This window comes from Archangium primigenium (genome assembly GCF_016904885.1).
Classification (GTDB): Bacteria; Myxococcota; Myxococcia; order Myxococcales; family Myxococcaceae; genus Cystobacter; species Cystobacter primigenius.
In genome coordinates this window covers 1499842-1524595 of the sequence record NZ_JADWYI010000001.1, presented here as the reverse complement: position 1 = coordinate 1524595, position 24754 = coordinate 1499842, and the positions used below count along the sequence as shown (strand labels likewise).

The 24754-nt window shown below is 72.1% G+C and carries 22 protein-coding genes; 12 read left to right on the top strand and 10 right to left on the bottom strand.

The features are described 5' to 3' along the window. Position 1: 1 nt before the first annotated feature. Together I3V78_RS06600 and I3V78_RS06595 are read right to left on the bottom strand one after the other, a co-directional pair. Positions 2 to 1261 carry a hypothetical protein gene (locus I3V78_RS06600; RefSeq protein ID WP_204485459.1) on the bottom strand — a complete coding sequence of 420 codons (1260 nt, stop codon included), beginning with the start codon at positions 1259 to 1261 and terminating at the stop codon, positions 2 to 4. Next, on the bottom strand, positions 1258 to 2244 hold the full coding sequence (locus tag I3V78_RS06595) for a site-2 protease family protein (RefSeq protein WP_204485458.1): 987 nt from the start codon (positions 2242 to 2244) through the stop codon (positions 1258 to 1260). The genes I3V78_RS06600 and I3V78_RS06595 overlap by 4 nt, the downstream gene beginning before the upstream one ends. 218 nt (positions 2245 to 2462) lie before the next feature. Here I3V78_RS06595 and I3V78_RS06590 point away from each other — a divergent pair, with 218 nt between their 5' ends. The 4 genes from I3V78_RS06590 (at position 2463) to I3V78_RS06575 (ending at position 5500) form a co-directional block, all read left to right on the top strand. Continuing rightward, the gene (locus I3V78_RS06590) at positions 2463 to 2813 is read left to right on the top strand and encodes a hypothetical protein (RefSeq protein WP_204485457.1); all 351 of its coding nucleotides are present in this window, start codon (positions 2463 to 2465) and stop codon (positions 2811 to 2813) included. Positions 2814 to 2904: 91 nt separating this feature from the next. Further along, positions 2905 to 3675 carry a hypothetical protein gene (locus I3V78_RS06585; RefSeq protein WP_204485456.1) on the top strand — a complete coding sequence of 257 codons (771 nt, stop codon included), beginning with the start codon at positions 2905 to 2907 and terminating at the stop codon, positions 3673 to 3675. A 71-nt stretch (positions 3676 to 3746) separates the two neighbouring features. Then, complete coding sequence (locus I3V78_RS06580) at positions 3747 to 4457, top strand: HAD family hydrolase (RefSeq protein WP_204496526.1); 711 nt, start codon at positions 3747 to 3749, stop codon at positions 4455 to 4457. An 11-nt stretch (positions 4458 to 4468) separates the two neighbouring features. Next, the gene (locus I3V78_RS06575) at positions 4469 to 5500 is read left to right on the top strand and encodes a lipid kinase (protein WP_204485455.1); all 1032 of its coding nucleotides are present in this window, start codon (positions 4469 to 4471) and stop codon (positions 5498 to 5500) included. 6 nt (positions 5501 to 5506) lie between these two features. Here the strand turns inward: I3V78_RS06575 and hrcA are convergent, their stop codons facing one another. Further along, on the bottom strand, positions 5507 to 6538 hold the full coding sequence (gene hrcA / locus I3V78_RS06570) for a heat-inducible transcriptional repressor HrcA (RefSeq protein WP_204485454.1): 1032 nt from the start codon (positions 6536 to 6538) through the stop codon (positions 5507 to 5509). Positions 6539 to 6773: 235 nt separating this feature from the next. Between hrcA and yedA the strand changes: the two genes are divergently transcribed. The 6 genes from yedA (at position 6774) to I3V78_RS06540 (ending at position 14299) form a co-directional block, all read left to right on the top strand. Next, positions 6774 to 7697, top strand: a complete 924-nt coding sequence (gene yedA / locus I3V78_RS06565; protein ID WP_239576329.1) for a drug/metabolite exporter YedA — start codon at positions 6774 to 6776, stop codon at positions 7695 to 7697. A 4-nt stretch (positions 7698 to 7701) separates the two neighbouring features. Next, entirely contained in the window at positions 7702 to 8034 is a 333-nt protein-coding gene (locus I3V78_RS06560) for a hypothetical protein (RefSeq protein WP_204485453.1), read from the top strand. Positions 8035 to 8327: 293 nt separating this feature from the next. Beyond that, entirely contained in the window at positions 8328 to 10553 is a 2226-nt protein-coding gene (locus I3V78_RS06555; RefSeq protein WP_204485452.1) for an RCC1 domain-containing protein, read from the top strand. Between the two features lie 131 nt (positions 10554 to 10684). Beyond that, positions 10685 to 12928, top strand: coding sequence for an RCC1 domain-containing protein (locus I3V78_RS06550; protein WP_204485451.1), 2244 nt, complete (start codon positions 10685 to 10687; stop codon positions 12926 to 12928). A 626-nt stretch (positions 12929 to 13554) separates the two neighbouring features. Then, positions 13555 to 13881 (top strand): hypothetical protein, encoded by a 327-nt coding sequence (locus I3V78_RS39055; protein ID WP_239576328.1) that lies wholly within the window; start codon positions 13555 to 13557, stop codon positions 13879 to 13881. Positions 13882 to 13894: 13 nt separating this feature from the next. Continuing rightward, positions 13895 to 14299 carry a hypothetical protein gene (locus I3V78_RS06540; protein ID WP_239576327.1) on the top strand — a complete coding sequence of 135 codons (405 nt, stop codon included), beginning with the start codon at positions 13895 to 13897 and terminating at the stop codon, positions 14297 to 14299. A gap of 39 nt (positions 14300 to 14338) precedes the next feature. On the opposite strand, the gene I3V78_RS06535 is transcribed toward I3V78_RS06540, so the two are convergent. After that, complete coding sequence (locus tag I3V78_RS06535; protein WP_239576326.1) at positions 14339 to 16099, bottom strand: hypothetical protein; 1761 nt, start codon at positions 16097 to 16099, stop codon at positions 14339 to 14341. A 161-nt stretch (positions 16100 to 16260) separates the two neighbouring features. Here I3V78_RS06535 and I3V78_RS06530 point away from each other — a divergent pair, with 161 nt between their 5' ends. Further along, the gene (locus I3V78_RS06530) at positions 16261 to 17841 is read left to right on the top strand and encodes a cation:proton antiporter (RefSeq protein ID WP_239576325.1); all 1581 of its coding nucleotides are present in this window, start codon (positions 16261 to 16263) and stop codon (positions 17839 to 17841) included. Next, positions 17838 to 18971: an NAD-binding protein gene (locus I3V78_RS06525; protein ID WP_204485449.1), complete on the top strand. Its 1134-nt coding sequence runs from the start codon at positions 17838 to 17840 to the stop codon at positions 18969 to 18971. Before I3V78_RS06530 ends, I3V78_RS06525 begins: the two co-directional genes overlap by 4 nt. Here I3V78_RS06525 and I3V78_RS06520 read toward each other — a convergent pair. From I3V78_RS06520 to I3V78_RS06495, 6 genes are all read right to left on the bottom strand, one after another. Further along, positions 18968 to 20308: a hypothetical protein gene (locus I3V78_RS06520; RefSeq protein ID WP_204485448.1), complete on the bottom strand. Its 1341-nt coding sequence runs from the start codon at positions 20306 to 20308 to the stop codon at positions 18968 to 18970. The genes I3V78_RS06525 and I3V78_RS06520 overlap by 4 nt on opposite strands. 119 nt (positions 20309 to 20427) lie before the next feature. After that, positions 20428 to 20664 (bottom strand): chaperonin, encoded by a 237-nt coding sequence (locus I3V78_RS06515; protein ID WP_204485447.1) that lies wholly within the window; start codon positions 20662 to 20664, stop codon positions 20428 to 20430. A 289-nt stretch (positions 20665 to 20953) separates the two neighbouring features. Next, positions 20954 to 21415, bottom strand: a complete 462-nt coding sequence (locus I3V78_RS06510; RefSeq protein WP_204485446.1) for a hypothetical protein — start codon at positions 21413 to 21415, stop codon at positions 20954 to 20956. Positions 21416 to 21417: 2 nt separating this feature from the next. After that, a complete protein-coding gene (locus I3V78_RS06505; RefSeq protein WP_204485445.1) occupies positions 21418 to 22089 on the bottom strand; it encodes an anti-sigma factor family protein in 672 nt (223 codons plus the stop codon). Between the two features lie 70 nt (positions 22090 to 22159). Next, positions 22160 to 22774: an RNA polymerase sigma factor gene (locus tag I3V78_RS06500; RefSeq protein ID WP_204485444.1), complete on the bottom strand. Its 615-nt coding sequence runs from the start codon at positions 22772 to 22774 to the stop codon at positions 22160 to 22162. A 50-nt stretch (positions 22775 to 22824) separates the two neighbouring features. Then, positions 22825 to 24627 (bottom strand): hypothetical protein, encoded by a 1803-nt coding sequence (locus tag I3V78_RS06495; protein WP_204485443.1) that lies wholly within the window; start codon positions 24625 to 24627, stop codon positions 22825 to 22827. Positions 24628 to 24754 lie beyond the last annotated feature (127 nt).

Genomic DNA, 24754 nt, shown 5'->3' with positions numbered 1-24754 from the left:
CCTAGGGCGAGCCCGCCAGCATCTGGCGCACCTTCATGCCAATGCTCACGGCGATGACGAGCAGGACGAGGAAGGCCACGCCCAGACCCGCCATGCGCATCTTCATGCGCTTGTCCGGCGGCGCCGAGGGGATGAGCAGCGAGCCCGCCGAGGCCAGCCGCACCACCTCCTCGCGCCCGCGCTGGGCGATGGGATCCTCCGGGTGGCGCGCCAGGCGGATGCGGTAGAGCCGCCCGAGCGCCGGCAACTCCCCGCGCTCGGACGCCAGCGCCAGCACCTTGTCGTGCGCGCTCCTCGTCTCCCACAGCTCCACCACGCCCAGCCACGTGGAGGCCACGAGCGGCGAGGGCCGCAGCTCGTCCGGCTTGAAGCGCGAGAAGTCCAGGCCGCAGTGCGGGCACACCGCGCTGCCTTCCTTGCGCGTGCCGATGCACTTGGGACAGAAGCCCGAGGGCGGCATGAAGGGATCTTCCGGCCCCGCCGCGGCGGCCGGGGCCACCGTGGGCGCCGAGCCGCTGTCGCGCACCACGCGCAGGTTGGGGCCCGGCGCGCGCTCGGGCTCGGGCGCCGGCGTGGGCTCGGGCGCCGCCGCGACGGGCGCCGGCGTGGGCTCGGCGGCCGGGGCGCCCTCGGGCCAGGGAACGCGCGACTTCGCCTCCGAGAGCTTGAGCACCGTCAGGCTCGGGGCCGCCGCGGGCTCGGCGGCCGCGCGGGGAGACTTCTCCCGCTCGCGCTCGCGCTCGCGCGGCTTCACCGGCTCGGCCGCGCGCACGGGCGCGGGCGTGTACGTGCGCTCGGGGGCCTTGGGGGCCGGCTCCACCACGGCCGGCATCGGCTCGGGCGTCCGCACGGGCTCCGGGGCGCGCTGGGGCTTGGACTCCAGGGCGGGCGTGAGCACCGGCATGGGCGCCTTCTTCTCCTTGGGCCCCTTCTTGACCTCCTTGCTCTTCTTGCGGCTCTCCTCGGCCTCGGCCTGGATGGCGGCGAGCAGCTCCGCGGGCACCACCATGCGCCGGGTGGGCTCGCTCTGGATGGGGTCGAGCTCGGCGTCGTCCAGGGCGAGGGAGATGACGGAGGAGTCCGGCTCGGTCGCCTTGGCGGCCGCCACCGCGGCGGGGGGAGGCGCCCGGCGCTCGTCCGTCTCGGGCTCGCCCCGCATCTCCACCTTGCAGCGCGAGCACTTGACCACGAGCAGGCCATCCTCCATCCGGACGGATGCCGGGGGGACGAGCCGCTCACACGCCTCACAGAAGTACTTCACCAGATCACCATTCGGATGGGCACGGGCATGGCACACCCCGCCAAGGCGAGGAAGCATAGCCCGCATACCAGCTTTCGCCCGAGTCCCAATGGCTCGGATGGCCGGGTGACCTCCGGATGGCCGAAGCCCACCAGCTTGCTGGCCACCAGCAGCCAGACGACCCAGGTGAAGGTGTAGAAGAGGGTGAGGAAAAGCAGCACCAGGGCCATGGCCTGACCGACGCGACGCGCGTGCCGCCCCCACAGGGCGTACGCGAGGTGTCCACCATCGAACTGGCCGACCGGCATGAGGTTGAGCAGGGTCACCAGCAGGCCGAACCAGCCGGCGATGACCACCGGGTGCTCCTGGATGTCGCGACCCGCGGGCAGGGGGCCCAGCACCAGCGCCTTGAGGCCGCGCATGAGCAGGCTGTCGCTGAAGATGAGGGCCTGGTAGCCGAAGAGCCGGGGCTCCTCCCGGGGCGGGTCCACGAGGCCGAGCGACTCCAGGGCCCACCCGCCCGCGTGCCGCCCGAGGTTCCAGAGCGAGGTGTCCCCGGGAAACGACAGCCCGGTGTCCGGGGGCGCGGCCACCCAGGTGGAGTGGCCCAGGCCCCAGACGAGCAGGGGCAGCGCCACCACGAGTCCCGCGAGCGGGCCCGCCGCCCCGATGTCCACCAGGGCGTTGCGCGTGGGGATGCGATCGCGGATGCGGATGACGGCGCCCAGGGTGCCAATGCCCAGGTAGGGCAGCGGGATGAAGTACGGCAGGGACACGTCCACCCCGTGCAGGCGCGCGAGCACGTAGTGCCCCATCTCGTGCGCGCCGAGGATGGCCAGCAGCGCCGCGCTGAAGGCCAGCGCGTGCCGCAGTCGCTCCGGCTCCGGCAGGGGCCCACTGGGAAACGCCTGATCGAAGGTGAAGGACGTCGTCCCCACGGTCAGCACGAAGAGCAGCAGGTGCAGCCAGAGGCGGGGGGCGGAACGAACGGGGGCGCTCTCCATGGGCAGGCCACGGGGTAGCAACGCCCGGGGCGCATTTCAATGGATGCGCGGCGCAAGGGGGCCGCACTGATGACTGCCCCGCACCCGGCGCCATCATTGCTTGACTTGAGGGATGCCTTTGCTACGACCGCCGCGCAACGCGCGGGCCAGACGAGGGGACGAGAGGTTGGTTCTCCGCCTGACGGTCGGCGTCAAACGCTTCTGGGAGGCAACACACTATGAAGAAGGCGATTGTTTCGGCGATTCTGGCGAGCGGTCTCGTGGCGTGCACCAGCGTGGAGACGGCGATCGTCTCCAACAACGAGGTCTCCGCCTCCGGTGGCGACCCCATCGCGGTGATCCAGGGCACGGCGCTCGGCCTGACCGCCATCTTCCACGTGATCGACCTGGTCCAGAGCGACCTGGACACCGTGGTCAACCGCCTGCTGGTGACCGAGGCCAAGGCCATGGGCGGCAACAAGGTGCAGATCCTCACCGCCGGCACCACCCCCCGCCACGGCATCTTCGCGCTGGGCGGCACCATCATCGGCTTCCCCATCTCCCAGGCCACCGGCGTGGCGGTGAAGTAGTCGTCCCCTCCACTTCCCGTGGAGTCCCGAGGGCCCCCTGGCGACAGCGGGGCCTTCGTCGTTTCCAGCCCCCTCGCTCCCCCCGAGTCCCATGCGCCCTCGTGCCCTGCTCCCGCTGTCGCTCGTGCTGCTCACCGGCTGTCCCAAGGGCGAGGATCCCGCCGCCCTGCTCGCGGGCGCCCGGCAGCGCCTGGCGGCGCGGGACACCCGGCTCACCAGCTACGTGCTGGAGGGCAGCGCCCAGGAGGGAGAGCAGACGATGCGCTTCCAGTTCGCCTGGCGCGCCCCCCAGAAGATGCTGGGCACGCTCGGCGCCCCGCTCCAGCGCACCTGGGCCTGGGACGGCACGCGCCTGGTCGAGCGCGATGACGCGGCGCGCGCCTTCTACACCTACCAGGACGACCTCACCCCGGAGCGGCGCGTGGGCGCGCTCACGGCGCTCTTCAACCCCTTCGCGCCCGAGGGCTTCCGCGCCCCGCTGCTGCCCGGGGAGGGCGTGAGCGCCCGCCGCGCCACCCACGCGCTCGCCCCCGAGGCGGTGGAGCTCACGGTGCGCCCCCCGGGCAGCGACGTGGAGGTGACGTACGTGCTGCGCTGGCCCGCCATGGACTTCCTCGCCAAGCGCATGCGCAGCGGCGCGGACACCTCCGAGGTGCGCGTGGAAGCCGAGCACTGCGAGGCCGCCCTGTCGCTGTGTGTCCCCCGCACGCTGACGCAGTGGGCCGGGGGCCAGCGCGTGGCCCAGACGGTGCTCACCCGCACGGAGCTCAACCCCGCGCTGCCCGCGGAGACCTTCACCCTCACGCCGCCCGCGGGCTACACCGTTGGACAGAAGACATTCGCGGGGGAGCAGACGCCCTAGCGAGCCCTTCCGGGTTGAAGCCCGCCCGGACCGTCCACACCTTGGGAAGGAAGGAGTGCGACGGTATGGCGCTGGTTCAGAACGTCATCTTCGATGTGGACGGCACGTTGGTGGACTCCGTGGACGAGCACGCCGAGGCCTGGCGGCGCGCGTTCCTGGAGTTCGGCCGGGATGTGCCCTTCGCCCATGTGCGCAGCCAGATTGGCAAGGGCGCGGATCAACTGCTGCCCGTCTTCTTCACCGAGGACGAGCTGGAGAAGTTCGGCCAGGAGCTGGAGGACTACCGCTCCGCGCTCTTCCAGCGGGAGTTCATGCCCAAGCTGCGCCCCTTCCCGGAGGTGCGCGAGCTGTTCCAGCGCCTGCGCGCGGACGGCATGCGGGTCGCCGTGGCCTCCTCCTGCAAGGACGAGGAGCTGGAGCGCTACCTGCGCCTGTGCCGCATCGAGGGCATGACCGACGGCGAGACCACCAAGGACGACGCCGCCAAGAGCAAGCCCCACCCGGACATCTTCAGCGCGGCCCTGGAGCGGCTCGGCCGCCCGCAGCCGCACACCGTGGTCGTCGTGGGGGACACGCCCTATGACGCCCTGGCGGCCGGCAAGCTCGGCATCATGAGCGTGGGCGTGCGCTGCGGCGGCTTCCCCGAGGACGACCTGCGCACGGCCGGCTGCCGCGCCATCTACCAGGACCCCTCCCAGCTCCTGGCCCAGTACGAGTCCGCGCCCGACACCTGGCCCTGGACGGCCGAGTCGCTCACCTCCAAGGACGACGAGTCGCGCTGAGGGCGGCGGCCATGAATCCCGAACCCATCTCCGACATCGCGCTCCGGGCCACCCCGGAGCGCATCGCCCTCGACGAGGGCCCGGCCCTGGTGCTCATCAACCCCAACTCGCGCATGGGCGCCGAGGCGCTGCCCGCCACGCGCGAGGCGCTCGCCAACCGCGGCATCCCCGTGCTGGAGAGCCACGCCGTCACCGACCCTGAGCACATGGACCGGCTCATCCTCCAGGCGCTCGAGGGTGGCGTGCGGCGCTTCATCCTCGGCGGCGGGGACGGCACGCTCAACCACGCCATCAAGCACCTGCTCGGCCGGGACGTGTCCCTGGGCGTGCTGCCCCTGGGCACGGGCAACGACTTCGCGCGCTCGCTCGGCATCGCGCCCACGCTGGAGGCCGCCTGCGACGCCATCGCCGAGGGCCGCACCGTGCACGTGGACGTGGGGCTCGCCAACGGCCGGCCCTTCCTCAACGCGGTGAGCCTGGGCCTGGCCTCCGCCATCGCCCGCCGCCTCACCCCCGAGCTCAAGCGCCGCGTGGGCAAGCTCGCCTACCCCGTGGCCGCCTTCGCCGAGCTGTGGGAGCACCAGCCCTTCCGCGTGCGCCTGGAGACCGAGCACGAGACGCTGGAGGTGGACGTGCTGCAGCTCGTGGTGGGCAATGGCCGCTACCACGGCGCGGGCAACATGGTGACGCCGGACGCCACGCTGGATGACCAGCTCTTGGACGCCTACACCATCGTCGCCCCCTCGCACGAGTCCGGCCGCGAGGGCACGGGCCTGGGCCACATGCAGGACCTGTCCACGCTCGCGCGCGTGGCGCTCACGCTGCGCTCGGGCGAGCACCTGAGCCACCCGGCCGTCAAGGCGGTGAGCGGCACGCGCATCCGCGTGGACGCCACCCCGCCCCAGGACGTCAACGCGGACGGGGAGATGATCGGCCAGACGCCCGTGCGCTTCGAGCTGCTGCCCGGCGCCCTGCGCGTCTACGCGCCCCTGCGCCAGGCCGAGCCCGAGACGCCCGAGGAGCCCCAGGCCGAGAGCGCCTGAGCCGGGCTAGACCTTGTCGAGCGCCAGGGAGAGGGCCTGCGCGGTGAAGCTCACCAGCGGGATGATGCGCTGGTAGTTCATGCGCGTGGGCCCGATGACGCCCACCGTGCCCAGCACCTGCTCGCGGCTGCCGTAGGGGCTGGCGATGACCGTCACGTCCCCGGCCGAGGAGAAGTCGCTCTCGGTGCCGATGAAGATCTGCATCTCGCGCGCGCGCTGCACCCGGTCCAGCAGGGACAGGAGCTTGTTCTTCTCGCCCAGCGTCTTGAAGAGCGCGCGCATGCGCTCCACGTCGGCGAACTCGGGCTGCTCGAAGAACGAGCCCGTGCCCTCGATGAGCACGCGCTCGCCCGTCTGCAGATCCGTGGCCGCCGCGCCCAGCTTGAGCGCCTTGGACGTGAGCGCGTTGTAGAGCGCCTGCTCCTGGTCCAGCTCGTTGCGGATGCGCTCGCGCGCTTCCTCGAGCGTCACCTCGTGCAACAGCTCGGACAGGTAGTTGCTCGCCTTGAGCAGCTCGTCCGAGGTGATGGGGAAGTCCACGGACAGGAGCTTGTTCTGCACCTGGCCGCTCTGCCCCACGAGGATGGCGAGCACCCGGTCCTCGCGCAGCCGCACGAACTCGATCCGGTGGAACACGGCGGCGTCGGGCCGCGGCGGGACGACCACGCCCGCGTGGCGGCTGAGCGCGTGGAGCAGGCGCGACGCCTCGCCGAGCAGCTCGTCCAGGCCCGCCTCGTGCGTGAGCCCCGCGTGGATGAGCTCCCGGTCCCTCGGCCCCGGGTCCTTGAGCCGCACCAGCGTGTCCACGTAGAAGCGGTAGCCGCGATCCGTGGGCACCCGGCCCGCGGACGTGTGCGGCTTCTCCAGGAAGCCCAGCTCCTCCAGGTCCGCCAGCACGTTGCGCAGCGTGGCGGAGGAGACATCGAACTCGGGCTTGCGCGCCAGGTGGTGGCTGCCCACCGGGCCGCCCGTGGAGATGTACTCCTGCACGACCGCGCGGAGCACTTCCTTCTCTCGCTCTCCCAGCTCCTCGGACATCCGGCCTCACGCTCCGCCGATGGACTTGGCACCGGCGGGGGCGCCGAGAATCCATGGGAGCTGAAATTCTAAAAAGTCGGCGCGGAGGGTTCAATCCCCTCCACCCCGAGGGACGGGGCGCGCGACGCATCCGAGACGCTCACCCCTCGCTCGCACGCCCCCTGACCCTGGCGCGCCGGGTACGCCCACGACGCACATCGCGGGGCGGAGACGGGGACGCTAAAAGCCCGCCGCCTTGTCTCCTTCGATTTCGTCCTCGACGCCCGCCGCGGCGCCGTCCGTGGGCCTCTCCGCGCCCGAGCGCGGCCGCGCCCCCCTGCTCTTCTCCCTCTTCGCGCTGTACATCATTTGGGGCTCCACCTACCTGGCCATCCGCTTCGCGCTGGAGGGGGGTTTTCCCCCGTTGCGCATGGCGGGGGCGCGCTACGGGCTGGCGGGGGCGGTGCTGTACGTCGTGCTGCGCCTGCGCGGCGCGCCCCACCCGAGCGCCCGGCAGTGGCTGGGCGGGGGGGTGCTGGGGCTGCTCCTCTTGGTGCTGGGCAACGGCTCGGTGGTGGTGGCGCAGCAGTGGGTGTCCTCGGGGCTCGTGGCGCTGGCGGTGGGCAGCATGCCGCTGTGGGCGGCGCTCTTCGGGGGGCTCTTCGGCCAGTGGCCGGGGCGCTCGGAGCGCTGGGGGCTGGTGCTGGGCTTCTGTGGCCTGGGGCTGCTCAACGTGGGCGGGAGCTTCGGGGGCAACCCCTGGGCGGCGTTCGCCCTGCTGCTCGGCCCGGTGAGCTGGGCGTTCGGCTCGGTGTGGTCGCGCCGGGTGCCCCAGGCCCCGGGCTTCATGTCCAGCGCCACGCAGATGCTCGTGGCGAGCGGGCTCTTCCTCGCGGCGAGCGCCGTGAAGGGCGAGCACCTGGCGCACCTGCCCACGACGCGCGCCCTGGTGGCGTTCGGCTACCTGGTGACGTTCGGCTCGCTCGTGGCGTTCAGCGCCTATGGCTACCTGCTGCGCAACGCGCGGCCGTCCGTGGCGATGAGCTACGCCTACGTCAACCCGGTGGTGGCGGTGCTCCTGGGCGTCGCGCTGGCGGGCGAGGCCATGAGCCCCGTGGGCCTGCTCGCCATGGGCGCCATCCTGGGCGCGGTGGTGCTCATCACCCGGGCCCGGGGCTGAGACCATGAGCCGCCGCGCGACCCGCCCTGCCCCGGTGACGCCGGATGGCCGCTACCTGGTGGTGGACGGCGTGCTCTGGCGCCGCTCGGATCCCGCGCTCGGCCCCAAGCAGCGCGCGCTCCTGGTGGAGGCGCTCATGCACGCGCGGCGGGACGTGGGCCGGGCCCTGCGCGAGGGCAATGCCCTGGCCGAGCGCGCCGCGCGGGCCCGGGTGCACAAGGCGAAGGTGGCGCTCGGCGAGCGCGGCCCCCCGTGGTGGACCGACGGCGCCCCGGACTTCAATCGCCACAAGGTGCAGAACACCCCCTACGCCGACTGGTTCCGCGCCCTGCCCTGATTCGTCAGCGCGGTGACAAAGAATGTCACCGGGCGCGGATGTCGCGCGCCCCCCGTGCGTGATTCCGCGCGTTTGGCCCCGGGCCCATCCCTGGCACGCCGCATGCTTTGATTTCCCACGACGTGGCGCTCGCGCGGAAGGGAGAAGTCCCCCTGACCGCGTGGGCGCCGCGTCCCACCCTTCCCACCCCACATTCAATCCCAGACAACGCGAGCCCGGCCCGAGGTGTGTCCTCGTCGCGTGCCCGCGTCGTCTCCCACTGCCCCACTCCCGGCCGGCAAGGACACACGTGTATGCGACGACGCACCTTCTCGAGAATGGCCCTGCTGCTCACCCTCTGCTCTCCCCTCGCCTGGGCCTGGCCGCCCGAGGACGCCGGGGCGGACGACCCCGAGCGCCAGGGGCTGCTGCCCAGGTCGTGGAGCACGCTCGCCGCGTCCTCCGAGAATTCCCTGGCGCTGGCGGCGGACGGGACCGTCTGGGGTTGGGGCTCCTCGTTCCAGCTGCTGCTCGGCACGGGCGATGTCCTGGACAGGCGCGCTCCCGTCCAGGTGCCCGGGCTGAAGCACATCGTCTCGGTGTCCATGAGTGACTACCAGAGCCTGGCCCTGGGCGTGGACGGCCGCGTCTGGACGTGTGGCGCCATGGGCTGGATGTTGGGCCTGGGCACCCAAGCGCCCCAATACACCTTCACGCCCATTCCCACCCTCACCCGGATGGTCGCCACCGCGCTGGGCAACTACCACGCGCTGGCCCTGCGCGCGGATGGCCACGTCTGGGGTTGGGGGCTCAACGGCAATGGACAGCTCGGCCCGGGCGAGCCGGTGGTCTCCACGCCCACCGCGATTCCGGGCCTCTCCTCGGTCACGGCCATCGCGGTCGGCGAGGAGCACTCCCTCGCCCTGCGCGAGGACGGGACGGTGTGGAGCTGGGGGAGCAATTGGGTCGGCCAGCTGGGGGATGGCACCCAGGAGGATCGCGCGCTGCCGGCGCCCGTCCCCGGCCTCACGGACATCGTGGCCGTCAAGGCGGGCAAGTTCTCCTCGCTGGCCCTGTCCCGGCAGGGAACGGTCTGGGCCTGGGGCCGGAACACGGAGTGGGGCTGGGGGCCCGACCCCGTGAGCGTGTTGGGCCTGGGGACTGGCATCGACATCCAGACGACGCCCGCGCGCATCCCCGGGCTCACCCAGGTGCGCGCCCTGGCGGTGAGTCCCCTGCGCGTCTTCGCGATGCGGCGCGACGGCTCGGTCTGGGGCTGGGGCGTCACGCAAGCGCCCTCGACCGTGCACGCCACGCCCGTCGAGCTCCCGGCGTTCCGCGGCGCGGTGGACCTCGCGCTCGGCGACGAGCATGGGCTGATGCGCCGCCTGGACGGCGCGGTGTGGAGCTGGGGCAATGACAGCAGTGGCGCCGTGGGCCGCGGGCTCGCCTTCCACCCCGCGCCGGTCCGTCTGCCCGGCCTCCAGGGCGTGACGACCTCCGTGCTCGCCCTCCAGAACACCTTCGCCCTGCGTCAGGACGGCACGGTGTGGGCCTCGGGTGACAACACCCGGGGACAGTTGGGCCGCGACGCGGGACGCTACAGCCCCCAGCCCGCCCCCGTTCCCGGCCTCACGGGCGTCACCTCCCTGGCCTTCACCACGCACCCCTACGCCGTGCGCACCGACGGCTCGCTGTGGACCTGGGGCAACACCACCGGTAACGCCGACGGTCAGCCCAGGGAGGCGCCCCATGCCGTGCCGGGCCTGAGCGCGCTCCGGGCCGTCTCCGGAAACGGCCCGTTCACGCTCGCGCTCGGCCAGGACGGCCGGGTGTGGGCCTGGGGCGACAACACCCAGGGCCAGCTGGGTGATGGCACCACCACCGCCCGCGCCACGCCCGCGCTCGTGCCGGGCCTGAGTGGCATCGTGGCCATCGCGGCGGACAGAGAGTACGCGCTCGCGCTCGGCCAGGACGGCCGCGTCTGGGCCTGGGGCGCCAACTACCGGGGCCTGCTCGGTGATGGCACGACCACGCGCCGCCTCAGCCCCCTGCTCGTGCCGGGCCTCACCGACGTCACCCACATCCATGCGGGCACCACGCTCGCGCTGGCGCGGCGCACGGACGGCACGCTCTGGGGCTGGGGCGTGCGGAGCATCGTCGACCCCCAATTGCCCCCCGGCCCCGACCTGCTCACGAGCCCCGCGCCCATCACCGGCATGACGAACGTGGTGCGGGCCGCGGTCTCCGCCAACCACGTGCTGGCGCTGCGCACGGATGGCCGCCTCTGGGCCTGGGGCATCAACGCCTCGGGGCAACTGGGCCGGGGCACGCAAGACCAAGGCTTCCTGCCCCCCGCCCCCGTGCCGGGCCTGAGCGGCGTGGTGTCCTTCTCCGCGGGAGCGCTGTCGAGCCAGGCGGTGCTCGCGGACGGCTCCGTCTACGCCTGGGGTGCCAATCCGCTGTCCATGCTGGGCGATGGCGTGCCCATCATCGACCCCGTCCCCCGGCGCGTCCTGTCGCTCCTGCCCCGGCCCTGAGCCCTCCGGGGTGAAGCCCCGCCGCGTCCACCGCCCGGCGCTCCCGCGACCGGGTGGGTGGCGCCCCGTCTCCCACGCCGGTGCGCACCCGGGCCCGCTGTGCATCGGCACCTCATTCAAGAAAGGTCTTCATGCGACGAATCCTCCCCTCATGCTGTGTCCTGTTGCTCTCACTCCTGGGCTCCCTGGCCTGGGCCCAACCCCTGGAGGAATTCGAGGCGAACCCCCTCGCGCCAGGGCCTCTCTCTCGCCGAGGCCCGACGCTGGCGGCGGCGGAGACCCATTCCCTCGCGCTCGGGCCCGGAGGCAGTGTCTGGGCCTGGGGAAGCAACGACTGGAGCGAGCTCGGCGTGCCCTCCAGCCAGATGTCCCGCTCCCGGCCCCTGCGGGTCGGACAGCTCACGGGGATGGTCACCGTGGCGGCGGGCAGAGACCACAGCCTCGCCCTGGGCGCGGATGGCCGCGTCTGGGGCTGGGGCGACAACGCAAGCGGGAGCCTGGGCCTGGGGTGGGTCTGGGAGCAGGAGACGCCCACGCTCGTGCCGGGCATCACGGACGTGGTCGCCCTGGCCACCAGTGCGTGGCACACCCTGCTGCTGCGCCGCGATGGCACGGTGTGGGCGGCGGGACAGAACGACAACGGTCAGCTCGGACTCGAGGACTACTTCAACCCCACCTTCACGCAGGTGCCAGGACTCACGGGCATCGTCTCCATCGCCACCGGCGAGACGCACAGCCTGGCGGTGCACCGGGATGGCTCGCTGTGGTCCTGGGGCGCCAACTTCGTGGGACAGCTGGGCCGCGGGTGGAGCGGCGAGCCGAGCCCGGCTCCCGCGCGGGTGCCCGGCATCACCCAGGTGGTGGCGGTGGCCGCGGGCTCGATGCACTCGCTGGCCCTGCGGCGGGATGGGACGCTCTGGGCGTGGGGCGAGAGCATTGGGACGGGGCACGCCGAGACGGAGCCCAGCTACGCCACGCCCCACCGCGTCACGGCGATCTCCGGCGTGGTGTCCATCGGCGCGAGCGACCAGGCCTCGTTCGCGCGGCGGCGGGACGGAACGCTCTGGAGCTGGGGCCTCGACTTCAGCGGGAAGCTCGGCGACGTCCCGTCCCCGATGCCCCTGACGCCCGCCCCGGTGTCCCTGACGATCCGGCCCGTGGAGGTGTCGATGGGCAAGTACCACACCCTGGCCCGCACGAAGGAGGGCACGCTCTGGGCCTGGGGTGACAACGACAGCTGGGCGGCGGGAACGGGCTCCGAGCAGCGCGTCACCCCCGTGCCCTTGCCGCACGGCCAGGGGGAGGTGACGGCGGTCTTCGACTGGGCGAGCGCCCTCGCGCTCCATGCGGATGGCTCCGTCTGGGCCTGGGGCGCCGGCGCGTTCCTGCCGGGCGAACCTCCGGGCGCCGACCACCGTCCGCCCGCCCAGGTGCCGGGCTTCGCGGACGCGGTGTCCGTCACCACCGTGCGCGGCAGCTCCCTCGTCGTGCGCTCGGACGGCTCGGTCTGGGCCTGGGGTACCAATCACGAGGGTCTGCTCGGGGACGGGACGACCACGCCTCGGCTCGCGCCCGCCCCCATCCCGGGCCTCTCGGGCATCGTGGCCGTGGCGAGCGCGCGCTCCTATGGATCCGCGGGCCACGTGCTGGCCCTCGGCGGTGATGGCCGGGTCTGGGCCTGGGGCCACAACCATGCCGGCCAGCTCGGGGATGGGACGACCACGCCCCGACGCACGCCCGCCCCCATCCCGGGCCTCGCGGGCATCGTGGCCGTGGCCACCGGCTCGGCCCAGCGCTCCCAGTCGTTCGCGCTGGACGGCAATGGCCGCGTCTGGGCCTGGGGCGGCAATGCCCAGGGCCAGCTCGGGGATGGAACGAACACCGACCGGCTCATCCCCGTGCTGGTGACGGGCCTCACCCAGGTCGTGGCGCTCGCGACCTCGGCGTCCCATGCCCTGGCCCTGCGCGCCGATGGCACCGTCTGGAGTTGGGGCGAGAGCTTCGCGGGCGTGCTCGGCGTCGACACGCCCGCGTCCCGCAACAGCCCCGCGCCCGTCCCTGGACTGACGGACGTCGTGGCGGTGGCGACGGGCGACCTGCATGCCCTGGCGCTGCGCGACGATGGCACCGTCTGGAGTTGGGGCAATAACATCCGCGGCGAACTGGGACGGCCCGGCGTGGTCTCCTCGTCCACGCCCACGGCCATTCCCGGGCTCACGGGCGTGGTGTCCATCTCGGCGGGCCGGGCGGTGTCCCATGCGAGCCTCGCCCAGGGCGGGACGCGGGCCTGGGGCGGCAACGACGGCTCGCTCCTGGGCGATGGCTGGCTCATCCGGGACCGCAAGCCCCGGCGCGTCCTGATGCCCCAGCCCTGAGCGCCCGAAAACTCCACGACACACCGTCCGCGCTGAGCAGGAGCACTCCTGTTCGCGAGGCGGCGTGTCCCCCCCTTCGCCTCGGAAAGACTCAGGGCTCCGTGGGGTCGTGGGGCGAGGACATCGCCCGGAGCCGAGAACGTTGACTGCCTACCTGAGTGGGTCTGTCGGACGTTGTCACTCAACGGCCCAACCTCGTAGGGTGTATCGCGTCGGTCCGTAAGATCCATGCGGACGAAATGGGCGGAAGAGCAGTCGGCGAGGACAGGGGAGCTGCACATCCGTACAGCCCCCCCCCCCCCCCCCCCCCCCCCCCCCCCCCCCCCCCCCCCCCTCGGCGCTCTAAACCACCGAAATCATTCGGGATTTCACTGGGGATTCGAGAGATGGTTGGAAGGACTGATACCAACCCCATGGGTAGTGGCGGGGTCAGACCCCCTCGTGTCGATGAGGGAGGGGCCCGCCGGCTGCTGGTGCTGCTGAGCGCCGCGATGGTGGCTTGCGCCAGTTGTGGGCATGCGCGACCCGCACGGGACTTGAATGCTCGGGCCTACGTCATTGACGAGGATGCGAGCGGAGTGGGCAGTGCGCTTGGGACAGGCGGCTCCGGGTACGAATGCGATGACGTGCTCAACACGTGCTTTACCCGCTGCTGGGAGTCCATTCAGCAGCCCTACCCGCACGTTGAACACAACGAGTGGTACTACGAGCACTGCACGAGGGAGTGCCGCAAGCAGTACATGCAGTGTGTCGACGCGATGGAGCAGGAGGAAGCGGAGCGGGTGAAGAAACGTCCTCCGCTTGAGTTCTCGAGCTTCGACAAGGCGCGAGACTGGATTCGGTCACACAAAACCGAGCTCGCACTCGGGACGGTCGTCGTCGTCGCGGGCGTCGCCTTCGTCCTCGCCACCGGCGGAAGCGGCGCGCTGATTCTCCTCCCCCTCGCCCTCTAGGCCCTCGCTCCCAATGACATACACCCAGGACTTCGATGCCGATGCCATCCTCCGAACCATGGAGGCCTTGAGCAGACACCATGCCCGAGGAACGTCCGAGGACGAAGCGCTCCGCGTCTGTTCGGCCGCGCTGCTCCTCATCCGCGACGACCCCAAGAAACTCGCGGAGCTGCGCGAATTCTTCCGAAAAATCACAACCCCGGCGACAGAGGGCATCCAGGTCGCCCACACGTTCGCCTCCCGGGAAGAGGCGGACGCGTGGCTTTCGAGCGGAACCGCGAAGGATGGCCAGCTCGTCAGGGTCGCCGGCCAGGGCTTCACGGTGGTGGACCACGGCCTGAAGGGGCTGAAGCTCGTCCGGATACCGCTGCCGGAAGAATTGCTCCTCACCCGCCCAGGCCCCAAGCCCCGGACCTAGATGTTGTCCACGTCCGCCCGGCCGTAGCGGACAGACGCCTCACCAGGCCACGGCGTCCACGTAGACGGTGCCGGACCAGGCGCCGCTGGTGAACAGCTCCAGGCCGAGCTGGGACAGGGCCGCCGCGCCCGGGGGCACCGTCACCCGCACGGGGCTCCACCCACCGGCCTGGAGCGAGCCCACGCCCGCCCACGCGCCCGTCCACCGCCAGTTGCCCGCGGCGCCCTCCTGCACATAGGGCTGCACGCCCGTGAGGCGGCTGCCCGCGGGCACCCACACCTGGAAGGACACCGTCTTGCCGGCGGCCACCGTGGGGTTCGGCACGGACACGCGCGTGAGGCCCGCGCCGCTCGCCGCCACCGCCACCGCGAGCGAGCGGCTGCCCGCGTAGGCCTTGGCGGGGGACGACGCCACGCTGGCGCCCGAGGCGACCCAGCCCTGCGTCCCGTCCTCGAAGTGGTAGGGCGCCGTGTCCCCCGTGGCGGGCGGGGGCGTGGTGGGCGGGGGCGTCGTGGGGGGCGGGGTGCTCCCGCCCGGCAGGGGCAGCCCACCGGCCTGGAGGAAGGCGCCCGCGCGGCTCTTGAGGAAGGGCTGGCCGTCCGAATAGACGTCATTGGTGTGCGAGGCCTGTCGGCCCTCGCCCCGGCCGAAGAGCAGGGCGATGACGCCGGCGCTCGCGAACTTCTCGCGGTGCGCGGCGCTCCCCGTGCCGAAGAAGTACTCGGCGCGGTTGTCCTTGTAGCCCTGGCGCGCCCCGCCCGCGTTGTCCACGTTGAGGTGGTTCGAGTTGCCCTCGGGGATCTGCCAGAGCACCCAGCGCTTGCCGGCCGTCACGTTCCACAGCCGCAGCCACTCGGCGTAGCGGTTGAAGCTCGCCGAGGACACGGAGGCCGAGTCGCTCGCGTTCCACCAGCGGTTCTGCCCCTGCACGCGCGCGTAGAAGTCCGAGTCCCGGTCGAGCGGGTCGCCCACCAGCACGTCGTAGGTGGCGCCGGTGACGTTGGCGCCGAGCCCCAGCGGCTTGAGGAAGGCGTGCACCCGGTCCACCTCCGGCTGGAGGGGATCCGTCACGGAGAAGTAGGCGACGTCCTTGTCGCTCGCCCAGGCGGAGACGTGGATGCCGAGGACGGCGTTGCTCGCGCCCACGGCCTTGCGCAGTTGGAGGAAGGCGAGGCCCCAGCCGGCCACGGTGTTGGGCAGGCCCGCGAGCTCGGGCAGGCCGGTGGAGGCCACGGCCGCGGGGGCGTGGGGGTTGCTCCCCGTCTGTTTTTGCAAGAGCCCATAGCCATCCGCCTCGAGCAGCACGAGCACGGGCTTGCCGTGGTCCTTGGCCCGCTGCATGAGCAGCTTGAAGTCGGAGAAGTAGCCGCGCATGGTGGTGGCGTTCTGGACCTTGGAGAGGAATTGATCCTCGCCCCCGCCCGGCTCGGCGTTGACCTGGTAGAACTGCACCGCGGGCAGGGCGCCCTGGGCGGCGGACTCGTTCATGTACTGCAGCGCGAACGAGCCATCCGCCGGGGACCAGCCCCAGTTGTTCACCCAGCCCTTGGTGAGATAGCGGTAGCGCACGTCCCAGGGCACCCCGCTGTTCTTCATCCACGTCTGGCCATTGTCCTCGAACAGGCCGACGAGCAGGCGGGCGGGCAGCCCTGCGGGAATCGGGCCCTGCGCGGGCGTGACGAGCCCGGAGGCTCGGGAGTCCAGGGAGGTCTGGGATTCTTCCGGCGCGTCCGCACCGGGCATGGCGGGACCACACGCCACGGCCCCCACGAGGGCCAGGGACAGGAGAATGTGTTTCATGGAGGCGCGAAACCCGGAGCCCCCACCCTCGCCATCCCCCTCCACTCCCAGTCCAGCCCGGCCCCCTGCTTCCGCGGGGAAAAATCACACGGAGAGTCGCAACGGGCCCGTGCGGCGGTGGCGGGCATCTGCGAGACTCGCGGGTGCCCGTGCACCTTGAAATGAACCTCCTCATCGGCCTGATGGTGGCCGCCAGCACGCTCGCGATCGCCGCCAAGCGCGTGAGCATCTCCTACAGTGTCGCGCTGGTGGTGGGCGGCCTGCTCATCTCGGTGGGAGGGCTGTTGCCGGGGGTGCCGCCCCTCAATCCGGACGTCGTCTTCCTGGTGTGTCTGCCCCTGCTCCTGTTCGAGGGCGGCATCACCGCGGACGTGGCCAACGTGCGCGCCAACCTGGTGCCCATCGCCACCCTGGCCTCGTTGGGCATGGTGCTGGCCATCACCGCCACCGGCACGGCCCTGCACGTCGCGCTCGCGCTCGCGTGGGGGCCCGCCATGTTGCTGGGCGCCATGCTGTCCGTCACGGACACGGTCTCCATCCTCTATGCCTTCCGCCACGCGCCCGTGCCCCGGCGCCTGTCGGGCATCATGCAGGGCGAGAGCCTCTTCAATGACGGCACCGCCCTGGTGGCCTACGCGGCCATCGCCGGCGTGGTGACGCGCGGGCAGACGTCCTTCTCGCTGCCGCTGCTCGGCGCCCAGGTGGTGATGGCCACCCTCGGAGGGCTGGCCATCGGCCTGGCGCTGGCGCTCGTGGCCGGCGTCATCATCCGCCACACGCGCGATCCGCTCGCGGAGATCATGGTGACGACGGCGCTCGCCTTCTCCGCGTACGTGGTGGGCGAGACGGTGCACATGTCCGGCGCCATCGCCGCGGTGACGGCCGGGCTGAGCATGGGCATCACCCTGCGCCGGCACGTGGCGGCGCAGAGCCAGGTGGCCATCCACACCTTCTGGGAGTACGCCACCTTCGGGGTGAACACCTTCCTGTTCCTGTCGGTGGGGCTCGCCACCAAGCCGGGCTCGCTCGTGCGCCACCTGCCGCTCACGCTGCTCGCCGTGGCGTGTGTCTTCCTCGGGCGCGCGGTGGCCATCTACGTGCCCTTCCTGCTGTTGCGCTGGGTGCGCCCTTCCGAGTCCGTGCCCTTCCGCTGGCAGCACGTCTTCATCTTCGGCAACATCAAGGGCGCGCTGTCCATCGGCCTGGCCCTGGGCCTGCCCGAGAGCACGCCCGCGCGCGAGCAGCTGGTGTCCATCGCCTTCGGGGTGACGTTCCTGTCGCTCGTGGGCCAGGGGCTCCTGCTCACCGGCTTCCTCAAGCGCCTGGGCCTGTTCCGGGACGATCCGGTGGCGCACGCGGTGGGCGAGCAGCAGGCGCGGCTCATCGCCAGCCGCGCGGCGCGCCAGGAGTTGGAGCGGCTGCACGAGCAGGGCGTCATCCCCCGCGCGGCCTACGAGCACCTGCGCAGCGACTACCAGGTGGGCATCGCGCACGCCGAGCGCGAGCTGCGCCGCTTGAGCGAGCAGCACCTGGCGCAGGCGGCGCGGCTGGTGCTGACCACGCGGCGGCACCTGGTGGACGCCGAGCGCACCGCGCTCCTGTCGGCCCGGCGCGCGGGCCTCATCCCCGACGCCACGGCCGAGGCCCAGCTCGCGCGGCTGGACGAGCGCACGCTCGAGCTGGAACACGTGTTGTCGGACGTGCCCGACGCCGATACGGGCAGCGGGAGGAAGGTGTCATGAAGATTGTCATCGCCGGAGGCGGACGGGTGGGCGGCACGCTGGCGGCGCGGCTCGTGAGCGAGCAGCACCAGGTGACGGTGGTGGAGCGAGATCCGCTCATCTGCCACAAGCTCTTCGAGGAGATTGGCGTGGTGACGGTGTGCGGGGACGCCACGGACCCCCGGGTGCTGGAGACCGCGGGCATCACCCAGGCGGACGTGGCGGCGGGGGTGCTCGCGCGCGACGCGGAGAACCTGGCGTTCGCCACGCTGGTGCGCGCGGTGAGCCCCGCGCGCGTCATGGTGCGCATGCTGGACAGCCGCTACCGCGAGCCCTACCGCCTGGCCGGTGTGCGCGAACTGGTGGAGGAGGCCGAGGTGGTGGTGGCCAAGATGACCACGGCCATCGACTTCCCCGAGGTGGCGGGCTCGCTGCCCCTGGCCGCCGGGGACGCCATCCTCTTCGAGCTCAAGGTGAGCCCCCAGGCGCTCGTGGCCGGCCGCACCGTGGCCCAGGTGCGCTCGCTGCCCGGCTTCCCCCGCGAGTGCGTCTTCATCGGCATCCTGGATCCCGAGGGCCGCATCACCCTGCCGGACGGCAACACGCAGCTGCGCGCCGAGCACACGCTCATCCTCGTGGCGCGCCGCGCGGAGCTCGCCCGCGCCGTGGAGTGCCTCACCGAGGAGCCGCCCCAGGACTCCGAGACGCCACTCGCGGAGCTGCTGCGCAAGCTGGACTTCCTGGCGCCCCTGAGCGGCGAGGAGCTGCGCAAGGTGGCGCACGGCGCCGAGTACCTGCGCAAGCAGGCCGGCGAGCCCATCTTCAAGAAGGGCGACGCGGGCGAGACGTTCTACGTCGTCGTCTCCGGCCAGGTGAACCTGAAGGCGGACGGGGGCCGCGTCGTGGAGACGGTGGGCCCCGGGGGCTTCTTCGGGGAGATCGCCCTGCTCACCGGCGAGCCGCGCGCCACCCACGCCTCGGCCGCCACCGCGTGCGAGCTGGCGAGCGTGGGCCGCGAGGACTTCCGCGGGGTGGTGATGGCCAACCCCGCCATCGCCCTGGAGATGAGCCGCATCCTCGGCCAGCGCCTCTCGCGCATGGCCAAGCAGGACACCCCGCCGCAGAAGCGCAAGGGCCTCTTCAGCCGCTAGCGATCGAAGTCCACGCCCACGCCCAGGCCGGCGGTGAAGCCGCGCACGAGCCGCACCGACGCCCCGTCCACCACGGGGAAGTGCACCGTGCCCACCGAGGCCACGCCGTAGAGCGCGGGCAGGATGCGCTGGCGCAGCTCGGTGGCCACCGCGTAGCGCGGCCGGCCGGTGACGTCGGTGAGGATGACGCGCAGCTCGCCCACCGTCTGCTTGCCGGGCAGCGTCACCTGCACCGCGGCGTCCGCGTCCACCCGGCCCGTGGCGACGAAGTACTCGCCGCTGGCGCTCGCGCTCAGGTTCAGGTCCCCGTCCGCCAGGGGGCGCACGCTCGCCGCCACCTCGCCATAGCCGGAGAACGTCGCGGGCAAGAGCTCCTCGGCCAGCGGCGCCTCGCGCAGGCCCACGCCGGAGAAGCGCGCCAGCTCGTAGCTCGGGCCGAAGAAGCCGAAGCGGAAGCGGCCGCCCTGGCGCCGCGCCTCCAGCCGCCCGGTGATGTCCACGTTCTCCGAGGGCAGGCCCCGGGCCACCACACCAAAGGCCGCGCCGAAGTCCGGCACCGACTCGATGAGCGTGTCCGCGCGCGCGCCCGCGGCCGCCTGCAACCACAATTGCAGCGTGTCCGAGCGCACCACCCCCGCCTGGAAGCCGATGCTCGCCGCGGACAACTCCTGGGCGCGCAGGCCCGCGCGGCCGAAGTCGTGCGCCACGTCCAGCGACAAGAGGAAGCGGTCCGAGGCCTCCGGGTCGTCACTGAGCACCCGGCCCAGGTCCAGGCGGAACTCGCCCGCGAACAGGCGTCCGGCCAGCACGTCGCTGGCGAACAGCTCCACGCGCGTGGGCCCGAGGTACGCCACGACGTTGGCGCCCGCCGGGTGGTAGTCCGGGTTGAGGTTGTTGTTGTAGCGGTTGACGAGCCAGCCCGCGCCGAGCGACCAGGTGGAGTACGCCCCGGCGCGCAGCAGGAAGGCGCCGTCGTCGCGGCCCACCCGGAGCGTGCGCACGAGCTGACCCAGATCACTGCGCTCGTCCCAGTCCTGGTAGCGCAGGAAGCCGCCGAAGTCCGACGTGTCCGCCACCGGCTCGCGATCCAGCAGCCTCAGCCGCAGGGGCGCACCCAGTTCGAACTCGAATTCACTCCCACCGCGCACACCCATGCGGGGGAACACCACGGCATAGCCATCCATCCCGTTGGCGCCCAGGGAGCCCGAGGGCAGCGCGAGCGCCTCGACTTCCAGGGCGGCATGGAAATGGATGCCTTCTTCCGCCAGAGCGGGGTTTTCAACGAAGGCCCGAGGGGCCTGATGGAGCACGGAGGCAAGGAGAAGGGCACCGATCATGGCCCGTCATTTTAATCCCCTCCGGGCGCTTCGTCCGGCAGGACCTGCTCGGACAGAAGTGCACCTTGTCTCCACGAACAGCGAACAACCGACCCTGCACACCGTTGGCGTGTGGGCCTTCAGCCGACGACGACGATGTGGCGGCCGGTGAGCTGCTCCATGGAGCGCGAGGCCACCAGCTTGGCGGCGGCCTTCGTCTCCCCGGCGACGTCGAACGCCGCGGCGATGAGGTCTCCCAGCGTCACCTGCACCTGCTCCACCGGCTTGCGGGCCTTGGCCACCGCGCGGTTCGCCGACTTCTTCACCTGACCCGCCACCCGCACCACCCGACCACCACTCCGCTGGGCCTTCGCCATGATCCACCCCGTCCCTTGTGCCGCTGTGTCGTTCGTTCCCGCCAACCGCCGCCGCCGCCCGTGCCTGATCCCTTAGCAACCGGCGTGCCTGGACGTAACCCCTTGGAATTCCTTACAGCGGGGGGGAGGGGGGAGGGGAAAAGGCCATGCCAGGGACTGACATTTCTACCGCTCGGGAGGGAAAACCCCCCGGAACGAATGACCGGATGACCGGGTGGGGCCTGAGACGCGACGTGCCCGCCGGGCGGGGCCAGGCGGGCACGAGGAGGACGTGGAGTGAAACCGGGCGCTACTTCCCGGGAGGCGAGGAGAGCACGAGGATGAGCTCGCCCCCCTGGTGCTTGCCGGCGCGCTGGTAGACGGCGCCCTCGCGGCCCAGCTGCACGGAGGCGGCGGTCTGCTGGGGCACGTCCACCCGCAGGGTGGCGGTGCCGGCCTGCAGGGACTGGAGCTTGATCGAGGCCGTCACGCCGTTGGGCAGCTTCACCTCGGTGGGCGACTGGTTGCTCACCACCACGGACTGCTGCGAGAGGCTCTTGAAGGAGGTGAAGTTCAGGTTCTGCTTGCTGAACGTGTCCTTCATCTTCTGCAGCCGCGCGGGGGACACCTCGTTGCCCTCGCGGGAGACGAGCACCACCTCCACCTCCACGTTGAGCTTCTGGGGCCCCGCGGGTGCCTGGGCCCTCACCCCTCCGGGAAGCAGCAACCCCAGCACCAGGAGCACCGGGATCATCGGCGTGCGCGTCATCATCGTCACAGCTCTCCTCCCTTGGGGGGCTTGTCCGGCGTCGCGGGCTTCACCGGCCGACGACCCGGCACGTCCTGGGGCGACTCCCCGTCGAGCTCGTCCGCGTCCTCGCCCCGGTCCCCCGCCGCGGAGCCGGCCGGCGTGGCATCGTGCGGCGTGGACGCGTCCTGGTCCACCGTCCAGATGATGGTGTTTCCGTCATCGGACTCCAGGACCAGGGGCCGGGTCTTGGCGCCCTCGCTGGCCACCACCTGCTGCACGCGCATCCGCTCCGCCCCGTAGCCCAGGGGTGCGGCGCGCTGGTTGTTGAGCACCACGGGCACGGCCACCAGCACCACCAGGGCCGCGGTGGCCAGCGACGAGACCATGGCGGTGCGGTGGTAGAGGAACATCTCCGAGAGCGTGATGCGCACGCGCTCCCAGAGCGGCGGGCGGTCCGGCGTGACCCGGGCCATCACCTTCTGGGTGAAGTCCTTGAAGTCCACGTCGTCCACGGCCATCTCGAGGCCCACGCGCAGGAGCGCGGACTCGGCCCTCAGGTCCGCCGCCCGGCTGGCGCAGTCCCGGCAGGCGGCCATGTGCCGCTCCACGTTGACCCGGTCCGCGGGCGACACCTCCCCGTCGATGTACGGGGACAACAACGGGATGAAACGCTCACATGCGGAGTTCGTGGCCATGTTCTACCCGTTGCGGAAAAGGGTGTCTGCGGGCTTGGACGGAAAGGGAAAAGCAATATTCCAGCCGCCCTCACTCACTGCCCACTCCGCTCTTGGCCTCGTCCAACTCCAGGTATTCACTGAGGATTTTCTGCACCTTGGCCCGGGCGTGGAAGAGCCGGCTCATGACGGTGCCCTTGGGAATGTCCAGGGTGCGGGACAGGTCCTCGTAGGACATGCCCTCCACCTCGCGCAGCAGGAGGATGGCGCGGTGCTTCTCCGGCACGGTGGCCAGGGCTTCCTGGATCTTCTCCGCCAGCTCGCGGCGCAGGGCGCTCTTCTGGGGGTTGGTCCCCAGGCGGCTGCCCAGGGCGCCAATCCGGGTCTCGGACAGGTCCGTCATGGACTCGTCGAACTCCTCCATGGGCCCGCCCGCGGTGCCCCGGCGGCGGATCACGTCGATGCAGATGTTCGTCGTGATGCGGTAGAGCCACGTATAGAAGGAAGAGTCGCCCTTGAAGTGGTCCAGGTACTTGTAGACCTTGACGAACGCCTCCTGCGAGACGTCCATCGCCTCCTCCTTGTCCTTGAGCATGCCGAGCGCGACCGCGTACACCTTGCGCTGGTAGCGCTCGACGAGGAGCTTGAAGGCGCGCTGATCTCCATCACGCACGCGTTTGACGAGAGTGAGGTCGTCGGTGGCCAAGGGGGCGCTACCCTAACACGCCGCCCCGTCGTCCCAAGCATTCTTGAGTGCTACAGGCTGGCGAGCATGGCCACCAGCAGCGCCGCGCCCACCAGGGCCACGATGGAGCCGAATGCGAGCTGGCTCCATTTTTCCTTGAGCACCGCACTGTCCTCGGCCGGGTCGCGCAGGCCGTGCAGGGCGTTCCACAACATGTGGGGCCCCAGGCGCTTGTTCGTGCCGCCGCGGCGATCGACCACCGGCTCCGCGCCGTCCTTGAGCGCGTCGCGCGGGGACAGGGCCACCCGGGGAGGCACCAGCGCCGGGTTGGGCACGCTCGCGCTCAGGCCCTGGGGCACCACGGCCTTGGGCTCCTGCTGATCGAAGGGCGCCGCCTCCGCCCCGGCCGGACGCGCCTTGGCCTCGGCGGCGGTCTTGGCCTCGGCGGGGGCCTTGGCGGGCGTGCCCGGAAGCTCCTCGGGCTGGGTGATGTCGTCCGGATCCACGGCCGGCTCGGCCTTCCTGGCCACGGGGGCCTCGGGCGCGGCGGCCTTGGCGGGCTTCTCCGGCGCCGCCTTGGCGGGCTTCTCCGGCGCGCGCTCGTCGACGACGGGCAGGAAGACCTCCGAGGGCAGGTGCTCGGGACCCGGCTCGATGCGGACCTCGGCGAGCCGCGACTGCAGCTCCTCCGGCGAGCGCGACGCCAGCATCACCAGCGCCGTCTCCACGCCATTCTTGCCGGTGGCCGCGTCACGCAGGCCCCCGAAGCCGTTCTTCACGAGGGCCTGCTCAAAGCGGGCGCGTCCGGCGGGCGACTGCCCCTCGGGATCCTTCGCGTTCGCCCGGGCATAGGCGGCGAAGAAGGCCCAGAGCCGCAGGGCCCGCTCCCCCGGCGGCATCCGCGAGGGCCGCAGCTCCGCGCCCAGGAAGGCGACCTCTTCCGAGAAGTGGTGGGCGAGCGACTCCTGGCCGATGGACTCGTCGAACTTCGGCAGCAGGTCCTCGATCCGCCGGGGCGGGCCGGGAACACCCGGCGGCACGGGGTGGCCGGCGACGGGCGGCTCGGCGTCGGTGGGAGGAGGCGGCGGCTCGAAGCGCGTCTCGCCCCGGGGCTCCTGCGGCCTCGGCGCGCGCGACGGGAGCGGCTTGCCCTCGGGCGTCTCGAAGCCGGTGTCCGCGGGCGTCTCGCCCTCGGTGGGCGCGGGCCGCTCGGCCTGCTCCGGCGCCCGGGTCTCCAGCGCGTCGGGCGTGGGCTTGCCCTCGGTGCGCGGGGCGGACGGCGCGCGGGACGGCGTCGGCGCGGGCTCCTCGAACGAGACGTCGGGCGCGTCCGGCCGGGTCTCGGCCCGCTCCACCGGCGCGGAGGAGGTCGGGGACGGGACCTCGAGGGAGTCCGCCGGGGAGGACGCCCGCTCCGGGGCCGGGGCCGGCTCCAGGTCGGGGGTCTCGAAGTTGCTGGACGCCGCGCCCTCGGTGCCCTGCGGGCGGGGCCGCTCGCTCGTGGGACGCGGGGCGGCGGGCTTCTCGAAGAGCTCGGCGGACGTCACGGCCTCCCGGGTCCGCACGGGCCGCTGCGGCTCGCGCGTCTCCAGTCCGTCCTGGGCGAAGCGCATCCGGTTGGGCTTCACGGTGTCGCGCGGGGTGCTGTCGCGCGGGCCCCCGGGAAGCGTCTGCGGCTCGCCTCGGCCGGAGGGCGCCGCCGGCGCGGGCTCCTGGGGCGAGCGGCCGATGCGCGGGCGCTCCTCGCGCTCCATGCCCGGACCCCTGCCCGCGCCACCGGGCCGGGTGTCCAGGGGCGAGCGGCCGATGCGCGTGCGCTCCTCGCGCTCCATGCCATCGCCCCCGCCCTGCTGCCGATCGCCGCGGCCCTGCACGCCTCCGTCGGAAACACGTGTCGGGACGAACCCGATGGCTCCCCCAGGCGGCCCCTTGATGTTTCCGGATTGACTCATCACCCGGGATTGTCGCCCATCTGGCCGGGGAGTTGCGAGACCTCCCCCG